Genomic DNA, 24575 nt, shown 5'->3' on the forward strand with positions numbered 1-24575 from the left:
CCCCGCCGTCCGGGGGAGGCATCACCACTTTCGGCCGACGCCGCCGTACTCGATCCACTCCCGGGTCGCCTGCTTGGGAGCCAGATCCGAATCCGGCCGCCACGTCGACACCTCCACCAGGCCCGGCTCCAGCACGTCGAGGCCCTCCAGGAAGCCGTGGACGTCGTCCTGCTGACGCACCCGCCCCCACTGGTTGCCGGTGCTCTTCGCCATGAAGTCCGTGACGAAATCGCGAGTGGCCGCGTCCTCGCTCACGAGCTGACACACCACCAGGAAGCTTCCCGGCGCGAGACGCTCCGCCACGCGGCGCACCAGCCCCTTGGGGTCGTCCACGTCGGGAATGCAGTGCAGCACGGACACGAACAGGGCGGCCACCGGCTCATCGAAGTCGATGAGCCGGCGCACCTCCGGGTGGCCGAAGATCCCCTCGGTGTCCCGCATGTCCGCCTGGATGACCGCGGTCCTGTCGTTCTCCTCGAGTATGGCCTTGCCGTGCGCCAGGACGATGGGGTCGTTGTCGATGTAGACGACCCTTGCCTCGGGGTCGACGAGCTGGGCAACCTGATGGACGTTGTCCTGGGTGGGCAGGCCGGATCCGTGGTCGACGAACTGGCGGATCCCGTACTCGGACGCCAGGTGGTGCACGACGCGTCGCAGGAACCTCCGGTTGTTCACCGCGAGCACCTTGGTGCTCGGCACGTGCTCCAGGAGCTGCTCACACGCGACTCGGTCGGCGGGGTAGTTGTCCTTGCCGCCCAGGTAGTAGTCGTACATCCGCGCGACGCTCGGCACGTTCACATCGATGTTCTTCGGAATGGAGGTGTCCCCGTTGGTCATCCAGCGCCTCGCGGTTCAAAGAGAGTGAAGTCGGTGTACGAGGGGTCATGCTAGGTATCCGGCCGGGAGGCTGACAGTCCTCGGGGGAGTGAGGGAAGACCGCAGGGCATCGAATCAGCCACACGGAGCCGAGGGAAGAACACGTGCACTCCCTGGTCTGCCTCACCAAAACGATCGGTCCGGGCGCCGCTTCCGGCAACTCTGCCTGATAAAACGCCTAATGCTGCGTTCCGGTGGCGGTGCGCAACGCTCCGCGCGGGTCGTTCCGAGCCCGGTCCAACGCGGCTGAAAAACGATGGCCGCCATCTCCGCGTGCCCGTGCCGCGATGAGCCGGAATCAGGAGCCCCGGACCGCGTCGGAGGGATCGTCGCCGGAGCGAGGCGGTCTATCGTGGGAGGCATGTCCGCCCCCGAACTGATCCGCATCGTCTCCCGCGATTCACCCATGGCCCTCGCCCAGGTCGAGCGTGTCAGGGCCGAGCTCGCGGCCCGCCATCCAGCCACCGCCACCGAGGTCGTCCCTGTGAGGACCACGGGCGACAAGTGGATGGGAGATCTCTCGAAGGTCGACGGCAAGGGAGCCTTCACCAAAGAGGTGGACGCCGCTCTGCTGGCGGGGGAGGCGGACTTGGCCGTCCATTGCGTCAAGGACATTCCTGCCGACCGCCCGCTGCCGGCCGGCACGACGTTCGCCGCGTTCCTCGAGCGTGACGACATCCGCGACGCCCTCGTCCACCCGGGCGGACTCACGCTCGACCAACTCCCCGACGGCGCACGCGTCGGCACCTCATCCGTTCGCCGGACCGCACAACTGGCGGCTTCACACCCACACTTGAACTGCATCCCCTTCCGGGGCAACGCTAACCGGCGGCTGGCGAAGCTTGCCGCAGGAGAGTCCGACGCTCTCCTCCTGGCGGTCGCGGGGCTCCATCGCATCGGCCGCCCCGACGTCATCAGCGACATCCTCGCCCCGGAGACCATGTGCCCTCCGATCGGCGCGGGCGTTCTCGCCCTGCAATGCCGGGAGGACGACACGGGGACGATCGATGCCGTCAGCATGCTCAATCACCCAGGGACCTACCGGGAGATCACGGCTGAGCGCATGTTCCTGCACGTTCTCCAGGGGCACTGCAACTCCCCGATCGCCGGGTACGCCACAGCACATCGCAACGGAGACCTCTCCCTGCGCGCCTGTGTGTTCACCCCCGATGGTAAGACCGTCCTCAACGCACACGAATGGGCAGGTCCGCTGGACCCCGCCACCCTCGGCACCTCCGTGGCCGTGACCCTGCTGCGCCAGGGCGCACGTGAGCTGATCGACACCATCGCCCACTGATTCACCGGCACGCCGGTCTCGACGCCCTCCAGGCGGCTACGGAAGGGCAGGCTCCCGATCGGGGCGTCCCGGCTGCATGTCTCCTCCAGGCCGAGATCCGCGCAGGCCCGCACCAGGGGGGCAGCTGCTCGTACGTGCGCACGCGAGTCGTTGCCTCTCCGGTCGCGGAGAGAGGCGGCGCCCGCACGGAAATGCGCCGCACGAGCAGCGTCTCCGTGCCGGTCGTGTCGTGCGCCGGGAAGGCCGGGAGCACCCTTTCTGATCACGTACTGCCTTGACGCACTGTCCGAAGCCGGCCCCGGGCCGGGTGCAGGGAGTCCGGGACGAAGATCTGCTGAAGCTGCGTGCTCCGTACTTCACCACCGGGCCCGCAACTGCAGGGCCATCGGCCGCGGAGCCCGTCCCCACGCCGGCTGCGTGCCGTCGGAATTTCGCATGGACAGGAACCACCCTGGAACGGCACCCGATTGCCCGCAGAAAACGTCTGCCCGGCTGCCGAGGGGCGGAGAAGCGCTGATCATGGGAGTCAGCGTCATCCCGGATGCGCCACGCCGCGTGCCGCGCCCGACGTACGCGAGGAGACCCCATGGCCCGGTTCGAGGCGACAGTCGACATCAACCGCCCCGTCGCAGATGTGTTCGCCTTCCTCGCGGACGGCGAGAACGACAGGAAGTTCAGCCCCCGCGTCCAGGACATCTCGAAGTCACCAGCCGGTCCGACAGCGGTCGGCACCGTGTTCCGCAGCACGGTGAAGGACGCCGGTATGACGACCCGGCGCGAGTTCCGGATCAGCGAGCTGGTCACGCCGACGCGTATCCGCTGGAACGAGCAGTCGGCCAACCTCGTGACGGCCAGGGAAGGCGGTTACGACCTCGAGCCCCTTGCGGATGGCCGAACGCGAGTACGGATCTTCAATGACCTGGAGGGCCACCGCGTGGGCAAGCTCCTCGTCGGACTCGCCGTCGCTGCCGCTCGGAAGGACGCGCCGGCCTTCGGGCAGCGTATCAAGGCCGCGGTGGAAGCCTCATGACCCCGCACCGGCCCGAGGCGGTGCGTAGGAGAGCTCCCACGCACCGGTCCGCATAGGGTCGTCGCCATGGTGCATGTACTGAGCAGCAGGGTATTGCTGAGGCCCGGCGACCCGGAGACCTCCCGCGACTTCTACGGACGGACGCTCGGGCTGCCCGTCTACCGGGAGTTCGGCACCGGCTCCGACCGCGGAACGGTGTACTTCCTCGGCGGCGGCTACCTCGAGGTGTCAGGGCGTTCGGAGGCGTCACCGACCGAGACGCTCCAGCTCTGGATGCAGGTCGCCGATTGCGCGGCCGCGCACGAGGAGGTGGCGGGCCGCGGCGCACACGTCCTCCGCCCGCCGCTCCAGGAGCCATGGGGTCTGATCGAGATGTGGATCGCCGATCCGGACGGCCACCGGATCGTGCTGACCGAGGTCCCCGCCGACCACCCGCTCCGCTATCGCCCCTGATCGGGAACCGCGCCGCTCTCGGAAGTACTCCGTGCCGGCCGGCGAAAAGAGCACGGCCCGCCGCGTTGCCGGAGGTGCTCGTTCTGCTCACCGACCCCGCCCCGGAGATCCGGCGGGACTCGGCCCACCTGCTCGGTGTCTGCGGCAGCCCCGGTGAATACGTGTTGCCGGCACCTTCTTCGCTGCTGGCAGACGGAGGCCGATCCGGTGGCCCGACTCGACCTGCTTCTCGCGCTGGGCCGAGCGGTCGAACGTGAGCCCGCCGGGGTACATGCCGCTGGTGTCTTCGATCTGCTCCGCGAGTTGCTCGACGCCCCTGAGCGACAAATGCGGCTGGCGGCCGTCCACGCGCTCGCTCCGGCCGACCGCGACCTGCCGGTACGCAGGCTCGGCGTCCCGCTCGATGCGATCCGGGCCCCGAGTGTCGAACTATGGCGTCACACCGCTTCGGTCGAGGCCGGCGTCCAAGGCGTTCACCACTGGACGGGGGCGCTGTCCACCGGACCGTCGCCTGCCTTCGCACTGGGTCTGCTGGACGAGCATCCCGATGTCGAGCAGCGGATCGGGGCCCTGAACCAGGTAGGCGCCCTGCTGATCCGATGGCGCTCGCCGAGTGCCCCACTCCTTCCGGGTATCGCAGCGCGTCTCGACGACCCCGTCACGGAGGTCCGATTCCGAGCGGCTGAGCTGATGGCCTGTCTCGGCCCGAAGGCGATGGCTCACTCCGACCGGATCGCAGCGCTCCTCGACGACACCGCCGCCCGAACCACCCGAGCGGGGTCGACCGTAGCCGAGGCCGCGCTGTGGGCGCTGGCCCGACTCAACGATGCGCGCTGTCTGCCTGGGCTGATCGAAGCGATGGCCGGCTCAGGATCCGGCTTTGCCTCGACTTCCTCCTACTATCCCGCCACCATCGGCCTCCACCACGTGGTCCTCCCCAACCTTGAAGAGATACTGAGTTTCCTTCCCGATCATGCCGAGCCGCTCCTGGGCCCACTCGGTGAGAGGCTCGTTGCCGCCACGGACGAGCACGTGGTCAGTCGGCTGTGCAAGGTGCTCGCGGACTGGGGCCCCGCTGCGGAGGCAGCGGTCCCTCAACTGCTCGGCCTCCTGGAGGACGACCGTACCTGGGTGGTGGCAGCGGAAGCGCTGGCAGGGATCGGACGGGCGGGCAACGGGGCACGGGACCTGCTGTTGGCCCGAACCGCCCCTCGCGAAGAACACGCAGAGACAGCCGCCTGGGCCTGGTGGAAGATCGGTGGCGAGCCCGGGCCGGCTCTCGAGGTGATCGGACGTGCTGCAGGGGAGAAACGCATTTCGCGCGCCTCCCTGCGCACACTCGCCGACCTCGGCCCGCACGCCGCCGGCTACGCGGACCGGCTCCGGGGGCTGACCGCCGACTCCGACCACTGGATCAGCGTCGAGGCGGCGCACGCCCTCTGGGCCGTGACCGGCGATACCGCGACCACCGTCCCGGCCATGACGGCGGCCGTGCGGGCTCTGGCCGATGGCACCTGTCTGACTGTCGCACTTCCCGCGCTGCGCTACCTGGCGCTGACCGGCCACGCCGCCCGGCCGGCCGCGCAGTTGCTGCGCGACGTACCGTTCCGTGATCAGCGGCTCAGCAGCAACGGCGGCTGGCGGGGATTCACCCAGGACGAAGCCGTCCGTGCCGCCCTCGACGAGCTGTACGCCGCGTGTGACTCGCCTGCGGTGACGGCAATTCTGCGCTGCTGAAGCTTCCCAGGGATTCGGTGGCCGGAACGGGAGGGACGTCGGACACCGCAGATGCAGTCTCCCGCCGATTCGGTCGGTAGGCGATGCGCATGCCGTGCCGGTCGGCCAGCGGCGGCTCCACGCGGGCGACGGCTGGACCTCCGTGGGCGCACAGCCGACCGCCCCTTCCCGCCGCCGGATCGCCCGCGCCGTGCACCGCCTCGTCGCGAACAAACCGAGTGAAGGCCGGGCGCCACGCCGACCGGCGCACCCGCCGACTCCGGGCGCGCACGGCTCGAACGACGACGCGACCTGACATCCGCCGGGCGGACACCGACGTCGCACGCCGCCGGTCGCTCCGCCAGGGCCGATCCGCCGTGCGCTCAGGCGGTCAGAGCTGGAATTCCGCAGGGGACAGCTGCAGCGCCGTACACACCTCGCGGAGGATCATGTGCTCGGCCTGGGAGAAGTTGCCGTCGGCGCCGGCGATGACGATGCCGGTCTGGAGTACGGCACGGGCCTCGGTCGGCTTCTTGGCGGTCTTGACGATCTCCTGCATCGCGTCGGCCTTGCCCTGCTGGAAGTTGAGGGCCAACTGGTCCACGTGCTTGTTGAAACGCTGACGCAACTGCTCGGGCGGGAAGTTCTGCAGGACCTCGTTGCCGAGGATCATCGACTCCACGTGCTGCCGCTCGGCCTGATCGACGTAGCCGTCCGCAGCCGCGACGAGTGCGCACATGGCCATGCTCGCGTCCCGGTATGCCCCGCTCTTCAGCTCCGTCTTGAGGGAGGCGAGCTGTGACTTCAGCGTGCTCACCAACTGGGCGCGCGACCCACCGCCGGACCCCTGTCCACCACTGCGTCCGGCTGCCGGTCCGCGAGCTCCTTGCGACTGCTGCAGAGTCCTGGCCTGATCCTTGAGCCGGTCCCACACTGCCATTGAGGTCACCTCGGTCTTCGTCTGAGTTGTCGGTCACAAGCCGTGCGTTCACCCAGCCAACGGCCGATCACGGGTAAAGGTTCCGCAAAGTGCCCGACGTGTTTCCTGATCGCGATCGAGCCTCCCGCATGCCCGAGCGCAGTGAAGAATTGAGGCGCGGACCTGCACCGGCTCACCCGGGGCCGGCCGCGTCGCGCAGCCACCACCGCGCCCGTCGCCATCCACCGGCCGGCCCGTGAGGTCAACACCTGCTCGCCGTCCGCGACGAGTTCGCCGTGCGATGCAACCATCCGGGTCCCTCGAGGGTCACATCAAGCAGGAGCAAAACGCTCTCAGGGACACAAGGGGGAAATATGCGTATTATCCGTCATGTCGCAGCTGTCGGGGCGTTCACCGCACTGGCGGTCGGCAGCACCGTCGCGTTCGGTGCCACGGCCTCCGCCGCCCCGAACGTCACGCCCCAGGGAGTCTGTGGCAAGGCATACAAGACGGTGAACTCGGTTCCCGTCGGCTCGCTGGGCACCGTCTACCTGACGTACAACTCTTCCAACGGCATGAACTGTGTCGCGACCATCCGCGCCAACCCGGGCTCGGCGAAGTACATGTCCACGTACATCTACGTACCCGCGACCGACGGGTGGGCCGGGGACGACGGGAAGTTCACGTCGTACGCGGGACCCGCCTACGTCTACGGCAAGGGCTACTGCGTGAGCTGGGGCGGCAGCATCGACAACGTGTACGTGTCGGTGGAGAACTCCAACTGCGCCACCCTGAAGGAGCAGCGGACCACCGAGATCCGCTGACTGCCCTTCGTGTATCTCCGCAGCTACTCCGCGCGGCCGTCAGGCCTCGCGGCCTGAGCTGTCGGTGTGTCGTCCGGAGGCGCCGTACCTGTTCCGGGTACGGCGCCTCTGCCGACTGCACAGGCGTAGGCCGTGTACGGAGGAATTCGGGATCGCCGACCTGCGTCGCCGGCCCCCGGCACCGGGGGACGGAACCACGGGCTCCTCCGCCTTCGCACAACCGGCCGGCCGAGGGGCCCGAGCTCAGAGCCCCGTCACCTTGGCGCCGGCCGACAACTCGTAGACCAGAGTGACCGTGCGGTGGCCGTTGGGCGGGACGGAGACATCCCAACGGGCGATGCCTTCGGCATCGATCGCATCGGGCGCGGGGGAGCAGGTCTCCTTCCGCAGGCGCACCTCCACGGCCGAGACCTCGGAGACCGGCAGCCGCTCCCGTAGGACGACCACACGGTCGCCCCGCTCCCCGGGGGAGCAGAACCGCGACAGCTGCAGGTGGACCGTGCGGGTGATGACCGTTCGCTGACCGATTCCGGCGGTGTCCCGTGACTCCTCGGCACGCCGGACCACCCGGTGGTCGTCACAGCTGCCGAAGGCAAGATCGACAGAGGCGCCGGGGGGAGTGAAATCGAGCGTGCCGCGGCCGCTGAACCCACTGTCACGGATCAGATCCACGGGACCGGCGAGCAGTGCGTGGCCTGCCGCGTTGTCGAACCTCACCACCCGGGTGACCAGCGGAGACAGCTCAGGCGAGCAGGAGTATTCGCTACGGGCGGCGGTGGCGAAGGTGGACACCGGCACCCGTTGCGCGTGGCCGTCACTCGCCACGGAGACCGGCGCCGGGGACCGCAACACCCGAGCCTCACCGCCGTCGTCCACCCCTGGCAGGCCGAGAACCGGAGCCGCCGGGCCGAGGCTCCCGATCTCCTCCTCGCGCAGTTCCACGCCCAATGTGCGGCGCTCCGTGACGGAACGGCCCGTGAGCGTGAGCCGGTCCTCCACAAGGCGCGGCGGCTCGGCAGCGAGCGCCGAGCGGGCCGTCGACAGGGTCAGCCGCACGTCGGACCAGTCCTCGCCGGTGCGCTGCCAGACCATCGCGTCGGTCTCCAGCGTCAACGAGTCACCGTCGAGCACGGCCCGGTAGGCAGGGCGCCACAACGCACACGGGGTGAGGTGGCTGACGTACAACTCGACCCGCCCGGCGACCGCTGATTCCACTGTCAGTTCGACATGGCCGACGAGTTCGGCGGGCTCCTCCTCGGACACGCGCAGCGCCTGTTCGATCTGTGTGAGTTCGATGTCGAGAACGGCGAGTCCGGCCTCCACGGTGCGCATGTCCTCGCCGTTCGAGGCGCGCTCGACGTCGACGCGGTCCAGCTCGCCGGTCCAGCGTGGTCTGTCGGTCTCTCCGCGGCCGGCGCCCTCGCCGATGTCCCGCAGGAGATCGGAGGCGAGTCGGTCCAGCAGGTCCTGGCGGCCACGCAACCGGTCGCGCTCCTGCTCCAGGGCCAGGTGATCCCGCGTGAGGGCGTGGGCCCGCCGACGCAGAGCGGAGTCGTTGTCGGCCGGCTCCCTCCGCGGCGTCCACGTCCGGGTGATCCGCGCGTCGAGTACGGCCGCCGGGTGCCCGGAAGCCAGTTCGGCGTGGAGGGTCCGGTCGACGGCGAGCGCACTGACCGGCCCGAGGCGCAGTCGCTGGACGCCCGCCTGCAGATCGAGCACGGCGGCGCGCTCGACATGGGCGCGATCCTCCAGACAGGTCACGGCCGTGACGGGAAGGGGAGTCGGCTTCGGGATCGTGGTCATGGGGCGCTTCAGCTCCTGCGGTTGCCGCCGACGAGGGCCTTGCCGGCCGGCACTCTTATCTCGTAGCCGCCGTCGAGCACGGCGGTACCGCCTGCGGGCAGGTCCACCCGCCACAGGCGGGTGCCCGGGGCGTGAAGATCCGGCCCGGCGCCCTCTTCAGGAGCTGACCAATCCGCCCGCTCCTCGATCCGGACATCAGGTTCCGAAGTGACGGGCACCCGCTCGCGAACCTCGATGCTGACGGGCCCGGCCAGGCGGTTGGCCAACTCCACGTGGACGCGGTGATCGAGCACGGTGGTGCTGTTGCGCAGACCGGAAGTGGACTCACGCAGGTTCGTACGCCGTGTGACCTGGATGCCCTCCGCCGGGCCGAGGCCCACCCGGCGCACCTCGCCGGGAGCGAGCGTGGGCAGCGCCGCGGTCAGCAGGTAGTCACCGTCGACGGAGACCTCGACCGGGCCGGCGAGGAGCGCCCGGTCGGTGGCGTTGCGAAGAACCGATGTCGCGTAGACGGTCCGTTCCAAGGCCGGTGCACAGAGGTACTCGGTGTGCACGCCGACCGCGATCTCGCCGATGGTCACGGTGTGCCACGTGCCGTCCGACGGGATGTCGGCGCGCGCGGCGGTGTCGAAGCGGTGATCGAAAGAACCCGCCGACTCACGGACCCGCACAGCGTGTCCGGGCAGCGGCAGTGAGGCCACCGATTCCGCGCGGCGACGGTACTCCGTCGCCACGGGGTCGAAGGGGGTGCCGGGAAACAGCCTGCCCCTGCGACCTCCCTGCTCGTCGGGGCCGCACAGGACGAGGCCGGCGTAGTCGAGTTCCGCACCGCTCGGCTGCGGCGGACCAGCCGTCGGTGCCGGTGACACCGGCGGAGCGGCTTTGCCGAGGCCCGCAGGAGCAGAGGGAACGGGCACGGCGGACGGCCTGCCACCGGGTCCCGGCCCGTCGCCCGTACGGGCACGGGCCGACCGGCCGGGCACGGGCATGTGGCCGACGAGGTGCTCGGGGGCCGCGCCTGGTGCCGGGAGCGCCGGAGGAGCACCGTAGGCCTGAGGCGCCGGGGGAGGAGGCCCGGATGCGGAAGCCACCGGCACGGCGGTCGCGGACGGCTGACGGCGCGCCGCGTCGTAGTCGGCGAACAGACCGGCAAGACCTGCCGGCGGCTCGCGCCAGCCAGTGGGTGCGGAGGGCGGCTGACTCCGGCCGATCCGGATGGAGCGCAGCCTCGGCAGGCCGGTCCCACGCCGCAGGTCGGCCGTGGCCAGGCCCACGGACACGCCGGTCCAGTCCTCTCCGGTGCGTTGTGCAACCGACGCGCGAAGCGCCAGGCGGCCGGTGCCGCGCCCTTGACCGCAGGAGAGCCGGTAGGCCGGTACCCACACAGCACCCGGTACCGCGTACTCGAGTTCCAGCTCGACCTCGGCATCAGGGTCGTCGGTGGCGGAGACATCCACGATCACGTGAGCCGCGACCGTGGTCGCCAGGTGTGCTGACGGCGCGTCGGTGGACGCGCGAGCGAGCCTGTCCACGGCGATGTCGAGCTCGTGCTCGGCCCGGCGCAGCGCATCCTCCAGTTCGACGAGGCGGGTGTGCAGACCCGTCAGCCGTTCGTCCACGAAGTCGGCGAGATCCAGCCACGCGTCCACGGGCGTGCGACGATGCGCGTCTTCACGTTTGCGGGCCGGCGCGACGGGGCGCAGAGCCCCGACCTCTTCGATCAGGTGCAACTGCTGGTCCCGGCGCCCCCGCGCAGCCGTGCACTCGTTGCGCAGCCGCTCCACCTCGTCCTGCGAACCGTCGGGCGTGAGCGGGCCGAGCGGCTCTGCCTCGACCACCACCCGGGCCTCATTGACGGACACCCCTCGGGCACCTGTGACGCGGGCCCGCAGCGAGCCCGGATCCAGAGAGCGCGGCAGCCCCGTCACCCGAACCCCGCCGTCCGGCGGCACACTGCCCTTGGCCAGACGCCTGCAGAGGGCGCCCTGTTCGTACACCACCACAGAATCGAGGATCGACCCCCACCTGTGCGCAGCTTCTACCGTCATGCCTTCCGCCCCCTGCCGTGCCCAGCCGAGTCTACGCCGGAGGCGCCCAGCGCATCCTCGTCACGCCCCGGCGCCCTGCGCACCCCCGTGCCTGCGTCCTTCTCCGGCTCGCCGACGTGACGCCTCGCGTTCCGTACACCCAGACACGCTTGAACCGCCGGTTCGTCGTGGATGCCGAACAGTTCGTCGTAGCGATCGAGCAGGGCCCGCATCTGCGCGCGTCCGACTCCGGCTCGAGGCGCACGGAGCCGACGGCCGGTCAGCCGGAGCCGCTCCCGGCCTCTTCGGACCTGGCAGGCACCCCACTGCCGAGCTCCCAAGCCTCGATGTCGCGGTAGTGGATCGGCCCGCTGCTGCGGCCGACGTTGCTACCGACCAGATGCAGACGTTCGGCGGGCCACGGTCTCCCGGTGAAACCGGCGAACCCTTCGGCGATCTCCGCCGCCGAGGACCGATCCCCTCGACGCGCCCGGGCCAAGGTCAGGTGGGGGCGCAGGGGCCGGTCCTCGAGGGCGATTCCGCAGTCCTTGACCGCGGTACGCACACCGGTGGCGAGCGTGTGCAGTTCGTCGAGGTCACCCTCGACTCCGCTCCACAGCACACGGCCGTCGAAGATTCCGCTGCCGCGCAGTGCCAGGCGGGGAGGCCGGTGGGCCGCGGCGAGGGCGGCGAGCGGCCGGCGCAGCACCGCAACCGTCTCAGCCGGCAGCTCCCCGAGGAAAGCCAGGGTGATGTGCCAGTCCTCGATGCGGTTCCACCGCATGTGAGGGTGTGTGCCATACGCGAGGTGCAGTTCCCTGGCCAGTTCCTCCTTCGCGTGGTCGGGTGGGGCGAGGGCGATGAACACGCGAACGGTCGCGGGCGGAGTCTGTTCGTTCACACCGGACTTCGTATCATCCGCGGGTGCGAGCGGCTGACCAGGTACCGCTGTACCCGACGTGCGGCATCGGCGCGGTAGCCCATCGCACTGCAGAGCCCATCCGTCCGACGCCGGGACGAGTCGCTGCGTGCGGCTCGCTGAATGGCTCCGGGTGAGGGTGACTTGACCGGGCGGGCGTCGTTGAGCCGGTGATCGATATCGGACGGTGAGTTCGGGGTGCTGATGGAGAAGGCTCGGCAGAAATGCTCCCAGGCGGGTGTGACGCTCCTGTGCGCTACCGCGACGGTCTTTATGGCCGTGACGGGCTGCGGCGGGGGCGGCGAGAGCGACGCCAAGCCGTCCCCGGGCACACCGGCGGCTGTTGCCCCCGGCACACCGGTGTCCTCCACCGCGTCGGCCCCTCCGCCGCACGGCGGGACCGACACGACGACCCCGGCCGAAGTGCTCAGGGTGTACGACCTGATGTGGATGGAGCGGGAGAAGGCGTACCGGGGGGCGTCGGTGGACGGGACGGACCTGAAGAGATACATGACGCCCGACGCATTGAGCGCGCTGGAGGCAGATCTGCTCAGCATGCACGAGGAGAACACAGTGATGCGTGGTGCTCTGGGTCACGAGCCTGTGGTCTCCACGCTCGCTGCCGACGAGCGGCCCCCCACAGCAACGGTGAAGGACTGCGTGGACCGGGCGAGGTGGCAGACCCTCGATACGACGACCGGCTGGCGGATTCCGGCACCGGCCGATCAGCCGTCGCGGTACGTGGCCACGACGAGGATGGAGCGCGGAGACGGGAAGCGGTGGACGGTCACCGAGTACACCGCAAACAGAAAACGCTCGTGCTAGGGCTGCCGTCAAGAATCCCGTCCGTGTGAGATCCGAGGGGCGGCCGGTCGGCGGCACTCCCGCAGTGACCTCCAGAAACCGTGTCAGGATCCCTGCGCGTCCCGGGTCCATGAACAGGCGGCAGCCGCAGCGTCATTCATGTGGGTACGACACTGCGGCGGCATCCCCTCAGCCCTGCGGATCCCGGACCGGCCCAGCGCGCATCACAGGGGAAGCCGCTGTGACCGGGCAAGATCAAAACCTTTCAGCCACCTACGGCCTTCGCCCCGGTGCCCTCGGCGACCGGTGCGTCCAGGGGGCGGGCGAGACCGACCACGCCCTCGTCGAGGCGCTGCAGATGACGCAGCACGCGGAAGGTCACCGTCCCGGATGGTGGCGCGACGGATCCGTCGCCCCGCAACGTCGACGCGATGCTGGCACCTGCCCGTACCTTGCCGGCGGCCCCCTCGTCCCCGACATGGGCGGCGAGCACCTCGATGTTGTGGGCGATCCGCTGCCCGGCCCGGTGCAGCCGTGGATCGGCCGCCACGGTCTTGCTGTGCGGGACGAGTTCGGCGGTCGCCGCGAGCGCGCGGGCGTGGTAGGCGCATGTCTCAAGAAGCGCCACCAGATAGCGGACGGTCTGTCGTCGGCCGCGCAGCGGGGTGATCGGATAGGTCAGCGGGCCGGTGGAATCGCGCAGTTCGTCCAGAGCCGTGTCCAAGCCACGGGCCTTGCTTAGCAGGTCGGACGCAGGGCCGCCGCTGAGCTGCTCCACCGATGCGGATGCGACATCGCCGAGCCGGTCGAGAACGGTTCCCAGCAGTTCGTCGGTACGGCGGTCCGTGTGTACCGGCAACACCAGCACGGCGGCGATGATGCCGCAGGCGGCTCCGATCGCGGTCTCCTCGATGCGCAGCACCAGCACGTCGAAGCTGTACGAGTTCAGCAGCGTGTACAGCAGGCCCAGCATGGCCGTCACGAAGAAGGACATGACCGCGTACGACAACGGTGCGGTGAAGAACATCGCGAAGATGAAGACGAGCACGAGCGCGAACGCGACCCAGGTGTGGTCACCGACCAGTCCCGCCAGCGCGACACCGGCCACGGCGCCGAGCAGGGTGCCGAGGAGCCGACGGTAGCCCTTGACCAGGATCTCGCCGGTCGAGGCGGTGTTCAGGAAGACCACCCAGCAGGTGAGAACGGCCCAGTACCAGCGCTGGGTGGAGAGGAGCTCACCGCCGACGATGGCCAGGACCGAGCCGACCGATACCTGGAAGGCCGCTCTCGTGGTGGGACGCTGCAAGCCCTTGCGGTCGCTCTCCCCGGACTCTTCGGACGACGCGAGTGCGATGTCTTCGGCGTCGAACTCCTCACGGGAACGAGTGGTCGCCGGCGAGTCGTCGGACTCGTCCTGGGGTCCGTCCAGCGCGAGTCGCAGACCCAGGACGGATCGGGCGGCCTCGCCGATACCGCGGAAGGCGTCCTGGATGCCCGCGGGCGCGGACGGAAGCCTCTCCTCGTCACGGTAGCCGAGCAACCTGTTGCGAATGTGGGCGACTGCGATGCCCCCGTCGTTCGAGGCCGTTCGGCTGACCAGGAGGTGCAGAGCCTTGAGGTCGCGGCGCAGGGCCATGGTCGCGTCGTCCTCGGCCGGCCTCCAGTCCCCGGTGAGTGGCACGGGTGCGTGCGGCAGATGAAGGGTGAGGGTGTCCGCGCGCTCCGCGCTGCGGGCGTTCAGCAGCAGCATGCCGAGGCGTTCCGTGGCGATCTCGGCATCCGCGACCCGTCGTTGCAGCAGGGCCGCCTTGTCCGCGTCCTCCGTCCCTTCCTCCAGCCGCCCCTGGATCATCAGGGCGGCCTCGTGCAGCCGAGCTGTACGCCGCCGCATGTCGTCGAGGACCCTCTCCAACTCCTCCGGCCCCGCGTCGAGCAGTTCGATCTGCATGGAGACGAGTTGCGCGACTCGCGTCCGAAAAGCGTCGCGCAACCGGTTCAGAACGCGTCGGGGAGTTTCCGGGACGACGGCGAACCGCGCCACCGCGCTGCAGCCGAACCCGATGGCCAAGGCCAGACACAGGGCCGGCAGGGAACTCGTCGAGGCCCCTACGAACAGGGAGAGGAAGTAGATCTGGAAGCCGATGAGTCCCAGCGCGGTCCCACGATCACCGAACCGTCGACAGTAGACGGCGGCGAAGATGAGGGCCACGAAGAACGCGTCGCCCACGATGACCTGGGAGGCCAGCAACGCCGCCAGGGACGTCGCGGCGAGCGCGACCGGCAGACCCAGAGCGAGGGTGATCGCCTGGTCGCGTACGAGCGTGTCCTTGATCGCGAAGGTGGCGGTCATCGCTGTCATCGCACCAGCGACCATATGGGTCACATCGGTGTCGAGCAGGGCCAGGACCACCAAGGTGCCGGCGATCGCCGAGACGGTCCGCAGTCCGGCCGTGAGCCGCAGCAGCCCCGGATCGGACGCCGCGAACCGATCCCACAACATGGCCCCGCCCCGCCGCCGCACTGCCCTCACCCTGCGCTTTCTCTCGCCAACCGCCTTGATGCACGTGCCGTTCAGCATCGCACGGCAGGGAACACATGGACCAACTCAGGTCCAGGCCGACGGGTCCCGACAGCCCGGGTCGAAGACAGCCGGCCACCCCCGCCCGCACGCACCGGAACGTCCAGGGGCCGCGGTTGGCCCCGCCCGCTACGACACGGAACGCGAACCCGGACGCGTGCGCCGCCCGAACCCGGGCATGCGCGGTGCATGGCAATCCTGAGGACAGTCGCCCGCCCTTTGCTCGCCTCCGCCTTCATCTCGGGCGGGCTCCGCACACTTCGAGACCCTCACTCCGTGGCGGCCCTGGCGGATCCGGTGGCCCAGCCCATCGCGGGGCGCGTCCCGCAGTTGCCGAACGACACGACACGACTCGTACAGATCAACAGCGCAGTCCAGATCGGAGCCGGCGCACTCCTTGCGGTCGGCCGCCTTCCGCGAGCGTCCGCTCTCGCGCTGGCCGTCTCGCTCGTTCCTACGACTTTGGCCGGGCACGCCTGGTGGAAGGTCGAGGACCCTGAGGAACGTGCCCGTCAGCGCGCCCGGTTCGCCAAGAACCTTTCGCTGTTCGGCGGTCTCCTGATCGCGGCCGCGGACACCCACGGCAAGCCCTCACTGGCCTGCCGCTCGCGTGCTGCGGCCACGGCCGGCGCCCGCAGCGCCCGCAAGGGCGCTCGCGTGCTGCGGCCACGGCCGGCGCCCGCAGCGCCCGCAAGGCCGGACACGCGGTGGGCACCACCGTCACGGACAAGGCGCACGGCGTCCGGTCAGCTGCCGATGCCGTCCGAGATCACCTGCCTGTGTAGCTCTCGAGCGACAACGTGCGTCGACGGGTGGGGATGTCACTCGTCGTCCGGAGACCGGTCGACTGTTGAGGAGGAGCGTCAGCATCCGTCGGGCCCGGGCTCGCGATATCCACATGCTGGTGCGGTCCGGCCCGTGGCAGGTGGACGGGAGGCTGATCCGGAAGGCCGATGCCGCGTAGGCGTCCGGGTGCCGTCCGTGCCGAGGAGTGGCGGACACGCAGACGTGTTCCCCTACGCCGGATCCATGGTGTTTCCGCAGCGACTTGCTCAGCGATCCCGAAGTCGGAGGGGGAACGGCTGTGGACGGCAACGGTGGCTGCCGCCTCGGCCGAGTGCCGGCGGTATGTGGATCGGCCAGGCCGTGTTCCGCCCCATCCGGTCTCGTGGGTGACCGAATTCGACCGCCGCAGCGGTCCGCTCAGGGGGACCTCACGCCGACGAGCCCGCAGGGTGCCTCCGGGTGGTGGCGTCAGCACCTGTCTCAGGACTGATGACCTGGTGGGGCGGGAGCCTTGAGATGTACAAACAGTCGCCTCCCGCTCTTCGGTACGGGCGCGGGGGAGGCGGGGCGAGTCGGTGCCGGTCTCGATGGTGCTGTCCGCCGAAGGTGCTGCGCAGAACAGGGGATGGAGGCGGGCGGCGCGTCATGCTGCTGGAAGGCAGGAGGGGGCGCGGCTTCGAGCGGGTCGCTCCGGCTGCTTCCGTCGTGGCATCGGAACGCATGAGGAGAGTACGCACGGACCGGCTGTTGGGGTCTGCGCGCCGTTGCGCCCGGAACGTCCGATGAGACTGCCGAGGCGCCGTCCCACTCCGGGCCACGAGATCCGAGAAGGACAAGATCCGGACGTCGGAGCACGGGGGACAGCCATGTGCGGGATTGTGGGTTTCTCCCGTGTCCCGGCCGGCGCCCGGAACGACAGGCGCAAGCCGAGCCCGGACCGGGCAGTCCAGCTCGGTGTCATCGAAACTCAAGGGGCGGCCGAAGCGGCCACGTGTACTTCTCGCCGTGAACAGCCGGGCGCCGGAGGCGACCGTGCGTCGCAGAGCACCGCCGAACAGAGCGGCCAAGGGCGGATCAGGCCAGCATGCCGGCGCGGAGCTTGCCGAGGGTACGCGTCAGGAGACGCGAGACATGCATCTGGGAGACGTCGAGCTCGGCTCCGATCTGGGCCTGTGTCATCTCCTGGCCGAAACGCATCTCGATGATGCGTCGCTCGCGGTCGTCGAGCTCCTCGAGGAGCGGGGCCAGGGCGTGCAGATTCTCCACCGTCTCCATGGCGGAGTCAGGCTCGCCCAGGACGTCGGCGAAGGTTCGGGAAGCCGTGCCTGTCGTCTCACCGGTGTCGGTCGGCAGGTCGAGGGATCCGGCGGTGTAGCCGTTCGAGGCGATGATGCCCTCGATGACCTCGTCCTCGGTGCGGTCCAGGTATGCGGCCAGTTCCTTCGCCGTCGGATCACGGTCCAGCCGGGTGGCGAGCTCGTCCTTGGCCTTGGCCAGTTCCACGCGGAGTTCCTGCAGCCGCCGGGGTACGTGCACGGCCCAGGTGGTGTCACGGAAGAAGCGCTTGATCTCGCCGACGATATAAGGCACCGCGAAGGTGGCGAACTCGACCTCGCGCGAGAGCTCGAACCGGTCGATGGCCTTGATCAGACCGATGGTTCCTACCTGGGTGATGTCCTCCATGTCCCCGCTGCCCCGGTTGCGGAAGCGGCGCGCGGCGAACCGGACGAGAGAGATGTTCATCTCGATGAGGGTGTTGCGCGCGTACTGGTACTCGTGCGTGCCCTCCTCCAGGACCTGCAGCCGCTCGAAGAACAGCGTCGAAAGGGCCCGTGCGTTCTGGGGGGCCACCTTGCCCGCGTCCTCGATCCAAGGCAGCTCGCCTATGCGCTCCGGCGAAGCCTCCAATGCCTGCAGCCCGTCGGTCACTGCGGCTTCGGCGGTCTGTTGAGTATTCATGTGTTGCCACCCTCCCTGGTCCTGAGCGCTCTTGCTGACGAGCCCCTGCCCCGCCCCCACGAGCCCATGCGCGATGACGCGCTTTTTCTTGCTGTGAGGAAACAGTTGTCTCTGGACATCGTAGAATGAGCAGCGCCCTCCACCGGCGCGATCCCTCCGGGCGCGCCATGCTGGATCGGGTACAGGCCCCGTACGCTGGAGGCCGGCCCGGGCCCGAGGGCGGTCCGGGGTTTCGGCGCAGCACGATGAGAAGCAGGATCACGTGGACAGATACGCAGCGGTCGAGCGAGAGCTGCGTAAGGCCGCTCCCCATCTGCTCCTCGACGTCATCGCGGTGGCTCTGCGGGAGCATTACGCCGTGCAGAGCGTGGAGCTGCGGCTTGCCGACTACGGCATGACCACGCTCCAGGTGGTGTCCGAGGCGCCCCTTGCCGAGCCGGTGCACGTTCATGGCAGCCCGCAGGGCCGGGCCTTCGGTGCCCAGCAGCCCTATGTGGAGCCCAGGACCGCCCGGTCCGGACCGGGCCCGCAGAACACGCATCTGCCGGTTACCGTCCGGGGTGACCGGCTCGGGGTTCTCACCGTCACCGGGGCGGAGGACGGCTTCTCCCCGGCGGACCTTGCGGAGATGCAGCAGATCTGCGAAGCGCTCGGTCACGAGATCCTCGTCGCCGAACGGGACACCGACCTCTACCTTCTCGCCCGCCGGGCCACGAGGCTGACCCTCGCCGCCGAGATGCAGTGGCAGTTGCTGCCGGGGCGCTCGGTGTCCCGCCCCGAGTTCAGGCTGGGCGCCCATCTGGAGCCCGCGTACGCCATCTTCGGCGACAACTTCGACTGGTCGGTCTCTGCCCATCACCTCACCCTCACCGTCACCAACGGCATGGGCACGGGAATGGAGGCGGCCCTCCTGACCAATCTCGTCGTCAGCGCCTTGCGCAACGCCCGACGTGCCGGCCTCGATCTCGCGGGTCAGGCCAGCCTCGCCGACCAGGCCGTCTACGCCCAGCACCGCGGCGCCCTCCATGCGGCGGTCCTGCTCCTCCGCTTCGATCTGGCGACGGGGGAGGTGGAGGCCGTGGACGCGGGATCCCCGCGGATGTGGCGGCTGAGGGGGCGCAACGTCGAGTCGGTCGACTTCGACGCGCAGCTCCCGCTGGGCATGTTCGAAGAAACGGAATACGTCACGGAGCGTCTGCGCGTCGAGCCCGGCGACAGACTGCTGATCGGCAGCGACGGTGTCTACGACAGCGCGTCGGCGGCAGGCGAACGCTACGGGGAGCGCGCGATCGCACGATCGCTGTCAGCGCACCGCTTCCTGCCGTCCGAGCAGGTGCCACTGGCAGTACTCCGAGACCTGCGGGACCACCGAGGTGCCACCCCGCTGGACGACGATGCCCTGGTGGTCTGCCTGGACTGGTTCGGCCGGCAGTCGTCCACCGGCGACACATCTGTCTGATTTCGGCCTGCGGGCGGTCGACCGGCCTCTACCCGGTTGACCGCAAGGGTCTCGCTCCGCCGCTGTCCTTCCCGGAGGACGCGGACGCGTTGCGGAAGGCCCTGAGCCCGTCGAGGAGCGAGCGGCGTGCCTTGGCGGGCATGGCGTCGATCGTGGACATCAGCACCTCTTCCCGGCGCATACGCAGGTCGACGAGGTATGCCTTGCCGTGGCTGGTCAGCCTGAGCTCCAGCTCCCGTCGGCTCACCGGGCTGGGGGTGCGTTCCACGAATCCGGTGGCCTGAAGCCGGTCGCACAGCCTGCTGACCGAGGGGGAGGCCGAGCCCAGGGCCTCGGCGAGCATGCGCAGGTTGATGCCCTCCTCCCGGTCCAGCGTGTACAGCACGCGGAGCTGGGAGGGGGATACCGGGCCTGTGGGGACGGCCTCGCGTCCGTGCTCCCAGAGGACTTCCAGGAGTTCCACGAACTCGGAACCCTCACGCGCCGCATCCCGGCGCCGGTGGTCGGGTTCGGGGGGCAGGCCCATTTCGATGACACTCCGTTCCGGCATTGGCTCACTCGTCCGTCTGGCCACCGGACCGAGCAAGCGAGCCGGGCACTGATGCGCTCGTATGGAAAGCCAGGGCGAGATCTCCGGGACACGCGCGTGGCCCCGGACATCGTACCTCCGTCCGCCACGGTTCCTGTGAGCGGCGCCCACCCTGATATGTTTCCGCATGACAATAGTTGTCGTGGGGTAAGGTTCCGCACTCGACAGCCCACGCGTGATCACCCAGCGGTCACCGCCGCCCCCGGCAGGGCGGCTACCGCTCCCCGGCCTGGAGCACTGAACCCCATGACGCAACGCCCGAGCCTCACCCTCACCGTCCGGCAGCCGATGGATTCGACCGCCGTCCTCACCGTGGCGGGCGAGATCGACGTCGACAGCGCGCCCGCCCTGCGGACCAGAGCACTCGAACTGATCAGGCAGGGCAGCTCACACCTGGTCCTCGACATGGCGCCCGTGGAGTTCTGTGACTCCTCCGGACTCAATACGATGATCGGCATCCTGCGGTTTGCCAAGGACCGGCACGGATCCCTGTCCTTGGCCGCCGCGCCACCACACCTCACGAGGCTGCTCGACGTCACGGGAGTCGGTGCGCTGATACCGGCGCTTCCCAGCACCGCCGAAGCCCTGACCCTCATAGCGAGGCCCGGCAACACGCCGGAAGAGTGCGGGACCCGTTAGACGGGCCGAGGCGCACCGCCCCTGTTCGCCCCGCCGCCGTTCGGTCCAGCCGTGTGCGGGACAGGGCGGGGGCCACGTAGGCGAACGACGACACCCCGTAGGTCACGAGGGCGAAACGTACGACACGTAACCCCACGCCCACGTGTTCGAAGGCCAGGCCGTCGCCCACGCGTTTCCGCTAGGGGCCGCGCCAGAGGTTGGCGAACGCCGTGTTCTCGATGGCACGCTTCTGACGTTCCGCCTCCAGCTCCATCACCGCGTCGTTGACCGCCACGAGGACGGTCGTGACAGCTTCGTCATCGATATCCGGCTCGTCCTCGGACTGTCCGTCCCGGATCCCCACGGCAGAGGCGAGCGCGACGAGAACGGGCTCGCTGTCCGCCCAGCGGCTCAAAGCCTGGCGACGAGCGGGCGAATCGACCGGTTCCACGCGTTCGGCTCCGAACGCCGATCGGCCCCGCCGCTGCTGATGGAGGAGACCCTCTTCTTCGAGAGCCGTCTGGTACGCCGCGGAGAGATCGTGCCCTCGCCGCCACAGCCAGTCCTCGACCCGCTCGTACGGCGCCTGACCGGCAAGAGCCGACCACGCCTCACCCAACAGGCGATCGTCCGGCGACTGCCGGCCCGGGACGATCAGATCGCCGTCCAGGGTGACGGTGTGCGCCGATGAGAGGAGATCGATCAGTTCGGCTCCCGCGAGCGCGAGCGACAGGTCGCCCTGCCCCACGGAACGATCCGGGTCCACAGCGATGATGAACAGGTCTTTCGCCGCAGTCATGAACGGCTCCCCTCGGTCTTGTCTACACCGTGATGCCACTACCGGCGCGAGGCTGCCCCTCGTACGCGCAGTTCCAGTATCACTCCCCGCCCAGCCACCCATGCCCTGCCGTCCGGGAGGGGCCTCGCCCGTCGAGAACCACGACCGACAGGCACACGCGACGCGAGACCTGGGCTCGGGCCGGGAGTGCGAGCGGACGCGGCGCCGTGGGGGAGGGGGCCAAGCCGGCACGCGCCGCGCCCCCGGCATCGGCCGGGGGCGCAGCGCGTGGGTCGGGGTGTACTCCGGGAGATCAGGCCTTGTCCTGCATCGACCGGCGTGCGGGGTTGCCCTGCTGCGCAGCCTTGGGGTCCTTCTCGCCCGCCTTGGCGCGCACCCCCTTCTCGATGCGCTCACCGAGCGTCCTGTCGACGTTCGACCAGTACTCGAAAGCCCGCAGCAGCACCGGCTCGGTGACACCGTTCAGCAGGTGGCCGACGACGTTGTCCACCAGCCGGTCCCGCCCCGCGTCGTCGAGGACCTTGCGCACCATGGTGCCCGCCTGGCCCCAGTCGTCGTCCTCCGCGTGGGAGACGTAGGCAGCCCGGGTGATGTCGCCGTCGGTGTGCCAGCTCGGCGGGTTCCCGTAGCGGTCGGTGTCGGCGGCCGGGCCCCCCTTCGAGTTCGGGGCGTACACGGGATCGGTGGTTTTCCGGTACGCCATCGCCCCGTCCTTGGAGTAGGTGCGCACCGGCGCGACGGGGGAGTTGACAGGCAACTGCTGGTAATTGGCCCCGATGCGGTGGCGGTGCGCGTCCGCGTACGAGAACAGCCGCGCCAGCAGCATCCGGTCCGGGCTCGGGCCGATGCCCGGGACCAGGTTGTTCGGCTGGAACGCCGCCTGTTCGATCTCGGCGTGGTTGTCGGTGGGGTTGCGGTCCAGAGTCATCCGCCCCACCTCGACCAGCGGGTAGTCGCCGTGCGGCCACACCTTGGTCAGGTCGAACGGGTTGAACCGGTAGTCGACCGCGTCCTCGTACGGCATGACCTGGACGTACAGCGTCCAGCTCGGGAACTCGCCGTCGCGGATGTGCTCGAACAGATCACGCGTGTGGTAATCCGTGTCGGCGGAGGCCATCTGGTCGGCCTCGTCCTGGGTGAACGTCTCGACACCCTGGTCGGTCTTGAAGTGGTACTTCACCCAGAAGCGCTCGCCCTGCGCATTGATCCACATATAGGTGTGGGAGGTGTAGCCGTTCATGTGGCGCCACGTACGCGGGATGCCGCGATCCCCCATCAGCCAGGTGACCTGGTGGGCGGACTCGGGCGAGAGCGTCCAGAAGTCCCACTGCATGTCGTGGTCGCGGAGATTGTTGTCCGCGCGACGCTTCTGGGACCGGATGAAGTGCTGGAACTTCATCGGGTCCTTCACGAAGAACACGGGGGTGTTGTTGCCCACCATGTCGTAGTTGCCTTCGCTGGTGTAGAACTTCACCGCGAAGCCGCGCGGGTCGCGCCAGGTGTCCGGGCTGCCCCGCTCACCGGCGACGGTGGAGAAACGGATGACCAGGTCGGTCGTGGTGCCGGGCTGGAAGAGGGCGGCCTTGGTGTAGCCGCTGACATCTCCCGTCACCTCGAAATGCCCGAAGGCGCCGCTGCCCTTGGCATGCGGCTGACGCTCGGGGATGCGCTCCCGGTTGAACTGAGCCATCTGCTCGATCAGGTAGGAGTCCTGCAGCAGGATCGGACCGCCCGGACCGACGGTGAGCGAATGTTCGTCGCTCTCGACGGGGGCGCCGGAGTCACTGGTGGTCGGCTCGTGCGAGGTGTCGGTCACTTTCTTTCCCCTTCGTCGTGGGGTACGAGTGCGAAACGTCGGCGGGCAACGGACATGGGGTGGCACATCGACGTCGAGACCGGACCTGGATCCCCGAACGGGACGGCCATGCCACCCGGCGTCTGCCCGCTTTTCTGGCATCGCCGCACCAGTAACCGTAATCAACATAGTTAAACCTGGACAAGCGGGCCATCGGAGGCGCGCGTTCACGCACGCCTCATACGCATCCGCCGCATAGGCCCGGAACGATCGACGGTCGGTGACCGCCGGCGCCGGAGGATCCCCGCTCGGGGGCACACGTCCCAGGGTCCGGACGTCGCTCAGGCGCACCCGACAGCCCGCAGGGCTCCTCGGCCTGCCGACCGGTCCTGGCCCGCGCGAGGGCCAGGACCGATGGCGGACCACGCAGGCGAAGAACCCGGCCCGCCCCTCTTCGTCCATTGGGAGCTGGACGGTCTCTCCGCCGTCATGTCGTCATCGGTACGGACAAGCGTCCGCTGCACCGGCGGCTCCCCCGGATCCGCATCCTGACCGAGCGATCCGGTGGGGGGCCTCTGATCCTCCTGCCGCGGGCACTGCGGTACAGCACGTTCGGGCGCAGCGGCACTTCCGGTGCGGTGGCGTCATCGAAGTCGTCTGCCGGGTTCCGGGTCATCCCGATCAGGCGCGTCACCGCCCGCGACCGATGGTCGGCGGCTGTTGCGGCAGCGAGAATCTCGGGGAGCCAAGGCTGTCGAAGCCGTTGGCCATGACTGCCCGCGCGGCCTCGGTGGCATCGCCCCGGCCCCGGGCCGAACGGGCGAGCCTCCAGCCGATCTCCACGCCTGTGAACGGCACGCCGTCATCCACCTGGTCCAACCCCGCGAAGCCGATGGACTCGCGCGCGGCCTGAACCTCGACCGCCCACCATCCGTAGCCTCGCTGGTCGAACTCGGCCTGGAACCGGGCCACGGAGGCATCGCCCTTCCGCACTGGTGAGCACGTCACCCAAGCGCTCCCGGACCTTGGGACCGGCGTTCACCGCCGCCCATTGGTCCGAGGTCGGAGTCACACCATCGACGAAGGGTGAGACGGTCGGTACGCAGTCCGGTCATGCGGCCCGGCCGAGGTGCTTCCGGCTCCCGAGCAATCCGTCTGCCAGTGGTGTCCCCGCTGAGAGCACCACCGAGACGCCGCATCCGGCAGGACCGATGAGGCGAGGCACCTACCGCAATCCTGGCGGCGGTCCGGGCCTTCGTCGCCCGGTCGAACCAGATCGACAGCCGCCGGCCCGGGAGCGGCGTCCCGCGAAGGTCCACCGCGC

19 protein-coding genes and 1 pseudogene are annotated in these 24575 nt (G+C 69.5%); 9 read left to right on the plus strand and 11 right to left on the minus strand.

Annotation, left to right across the window (positions count from 1 at the left end; all coding sequences use genetic code 11):
- Positions 1–21: 21 nt before the first annotated feature.
- Positions 22–837, minus strand: a complete 816-nt coding sequence (locus JOC24_RS18735) for an SAM-dependent methyltransferase (protein WP_205021466.1) — start codon at positions 835–837, stop codon at positions 22–24.
- 400 nt (positions 838–1237) lie between these two features.
- Here JOC24_RS18735 and hemC point away from each other — a divergent pair, with 400 nt between their 5' ends.
- The 4 genes from hemC (at position 1238) to JOC24_RS18755 (ending at position 5393) form a co-directional block, all read left to right on the plus strand.
- Complete coding sequence (gene hemC, locus JOC24_RS18740; RefSeq protein WP_205021467.1) at positions 1238–2173, plus strand: hydroxymethylbilane synthase; 936 nt, start codon at positions 1238–1240, stop codon at positions 2171–2173.
- A 586-nt stretch (positions 2174–2759) separates the two neighbouring features.
- Positions 2760–3203 carry an SRPBCC family protein gene (locus JOC24_RS18745; protein ID WP_205021468.1) on the plus strand — a complete coding sequence of 148 codons (444 nt, stop codon included), beginning with the start codon at positions 2760–2762 and terminating at the stop codon, positions 3201–3203.
- Between the two features lie 66 nt (positions 3204–3269).
- Positions 3270–3656 carry a VOC family protein gene (locus JOC24_RS18750; protein WP_205021469.1) on the plus strand — a complete coding sequence of 129 codons (387 nt, stop codon included), beginning with the start codon at positions 3270–3272 and terminating at the stop codon, positions 3654–3656.
- Between the two features lie 207 nt (positions 3657–3863).
- Entirely contained in the window at positions 3864–5393 is a 1530-nt protein-coding gene (locus JOC24_RS18755; protein WP_205021470.1) for a hypothetical protein, read from the plus strand.
- 370 nt (positions 5394–5763) lie between these two features.
- Here JOC24_RS18755 and JOC24_RS18760 read toward each other — a convergent pair whose 3' ends face one another.
- The gene (locus tag JOC24_RS18760) at positions 5764–6312 is read right to left on the minus strand and encodes a tellurite resistance TerB family protein (RefSeq protein WP_205021471.1); all 549 of its coding nucleotides are present in this window, start codon (positions 6310–6312) and stop codon (positions 5764–5766) included.
- A gap of 353 nt (positions 6313–6665) precedes the next feature.
- Between JOC24_RS18760 and JOC24_RS18765 the strand changes: the two genes are divergently transcribed.
- On the plus strand, positions 6666–7115 hold the full coding sequence (locus JOC24_RS18765; RefSeq protein WP_205021472.1) for a spore-associated protein: 450 nt from the start codon (positions 6666–6668) through the stop codon (positions 7113–7115).
- Positions 7116–7358: 243 nt separating this feature from the next.
- Here JOC24_RS18765 and JOC24_RS18770 read toward each other — a convergent pair whose 3' ends face one another.
- From JOC24_RS18770 to thpR, 3 genes are all read right to left on the minus strand, one after another.
- Positions 7359–8918 (minus strand): mucoidy inhibitor MuiA family protein, encoded by a 1560-nt coding sequence (locus tag JOC24_RS18770; RefSeq protein ID WP_205021473.1) that lies wholly within the window; start codon positions 8916–8918, stop codon positions 7359–7361.
- 8 nt (positions 8919–8926) lie between these two features.
- Positions 8927–10966, minus strand: a complete 2040-nt coding sequence (locus JOC24_RS18775) for a DUF4139 domain-containing protein (RefSeq protein WP_205021474.1) — start codon at positions 10964–10966, stop codon at positions 8927–8929.
- A gap of 259 nt (positions 10967–11225) precedes the next feature.
- Positions 11226–11846: an RNA 2',3'-cyclic phosphodiesterase gene (thpR, locus tag JOC24_RS18780; protein WP_205021475.1), complete on the minus strand. Its 621-nt coding sequence runs from the start codon at positions 11844–11846 to the stop codon at positions 11226–11228.
- A gap of 450 nt (positions 11847–12296) precedes the next feature.
- On the opposite strand from thpR, the gene JOC24_RS33340 reads away from it, so the two are divergent.
- A complete protein-coding gene (locus tag JOC24_RS33340; protein ID WP_239580612.1) occupies positions 12297–12689 on the plus strand; it encodes a hypothetical protein in 393 nt (130 codons plus the stop codon).
- Between the two features lie 244 nt (positions 12690–12933).
- On the opposite strand, the gene JOC24_RS18790 is transcribed toward JOC24_RS33340, so the two are convergent.
- Complete coding sequence (locus JOC24_RS18790) at positions 12934–15168, minus strand: FUSC family protein (RefSeq protein WP_205021477.1); 2235 nt, start codon at positions 15166–15168, stop codon at positions 12934–12936.
- A gap of 267 nt (positions 15169–15435) precedes the next feature.
- On the opposite strand from JOC24_RS18790, the gene JOC24_RS33345 reads away from it, so the two are divergent.
- Positions 15436–16422: a DoxX family protein gene (locus JOC24_RS33345; RefSeq protein WP_239580613.1), complete on the plus strand. Its 987-nt coding sequence runs from the start codon at positions 15436–15438 to the stop codon at positions 16420–16422.
- Between the two features lie 684 nt (positions 16423–17106).
- Here JOC24_RS33345 and JOC24_RS18800 read toward each other — a convergent pair.
- Complete coding sequence (locus JOC24_RS18800; RefSeq protein ID WP_205021478.1) at positions 17107–17991, minus strand: SigB/SigF/SigG family RNA polymerase sigma factor; 885 nt, start codon at positions 17989–17991, stop codon at positions 17107–17109.
- Between the two features lie 262 nt (positions 17992–18253).
- Between JOC24_RS18800 and JOC24_RS18805 the strand changes: the two genes are divergently transcribed.
- The gene (locus JOC24_RS18805) at positions 18254–19450 is read left to right on the plus strand and encodes a PP2C family protein-serine/threonine phosphatase (RefSeq protein ID WP_205021479.1); all 1197 of its coding nucleotides are present in this window, start codon (positions 18254–18256) and stop codon (positions 19448–19450) included.
- Positions 19451–19478: 28 nt separating this feature from the next.
- Here the strand turns inward: JOC24_RS18805 and JOC24_RS18810 are convergent, their stop codons facing one another.
- A complete protein-coding gene (locus JOC24_RS18810) occupies positions 19479–19976 on the minus strand; it encodes a MarR family winged helix-turn-helix transcriptional regulator (protein ID WP_205021480.1) in 498 nt (165 codons plus the stop codon).
- A 309-nt stretch (positions 19977–20285) separates the two neighbouring features.
- Between JOC24_RS18810 and JOC24_RS18815 the strand changes: the two genes are divergently transcribed.
- Positions 20286–20678, plus strand: a complete 393-nt coding sequence (locus JOC24_RS18815) for an STAS domain-containing protein (protein ID WP_205021481.1) — start codon at positions 20286–20288, stop codon at positions 20676–20678.
- 178 nt (positions 20679–20856) lie between these two features.
- Here JOC24_RS18815 and JOC24_RS18820 read toward each other — a convergent pair whose 3' ends face one another.
- From JOC24_RS18820 to JOC24_RS18830, 3 genes and pseudogenes are all read right to left on the minus strand, one after another.
- Positions 20857–21456: a GOLPH3/VPS74 family protein gene (locus JOC24_RS18820; protein WP_205021482.1), complete on the minus strand. Its 600-nt coding sequence runs from the start codon at positions 21454–21456 to the stop codon at positions 20857–20859.
- A gap of 292 nt (positions 21457–21748) precedes the next feature.
- Positions 21749–23272 carry a catalase gene (locus JOC24_RS18825; RefSeq protein ID WP_205021483.1) on the minus strand — a complete coding sequence of 508 codons (1524 nt, stop codon included), beginning with the start codon at positions 23270–23272 and terminating at the stop codon, positions 21749–21751.
- Positions 23273–23738: 466 nt separating this feature from the next.
- A pseudogene (locus JOC24_RS18830) lies at positions 23739–24366 on the minus strand (GNAT family N-acetyltransferase).
- Between the last annotated feature and the right edge of the window lie 209 nt (positions 24367–24575).

It is taken from the genome of Streptomyces sp. HB132, from assembly GCF_016909575.1.
Taxonomy (GTDB): Bacteria; Actinomycetota; Actinomycetes; order Streptomycetales; family Streptomycetaceae; genus Streptomyces.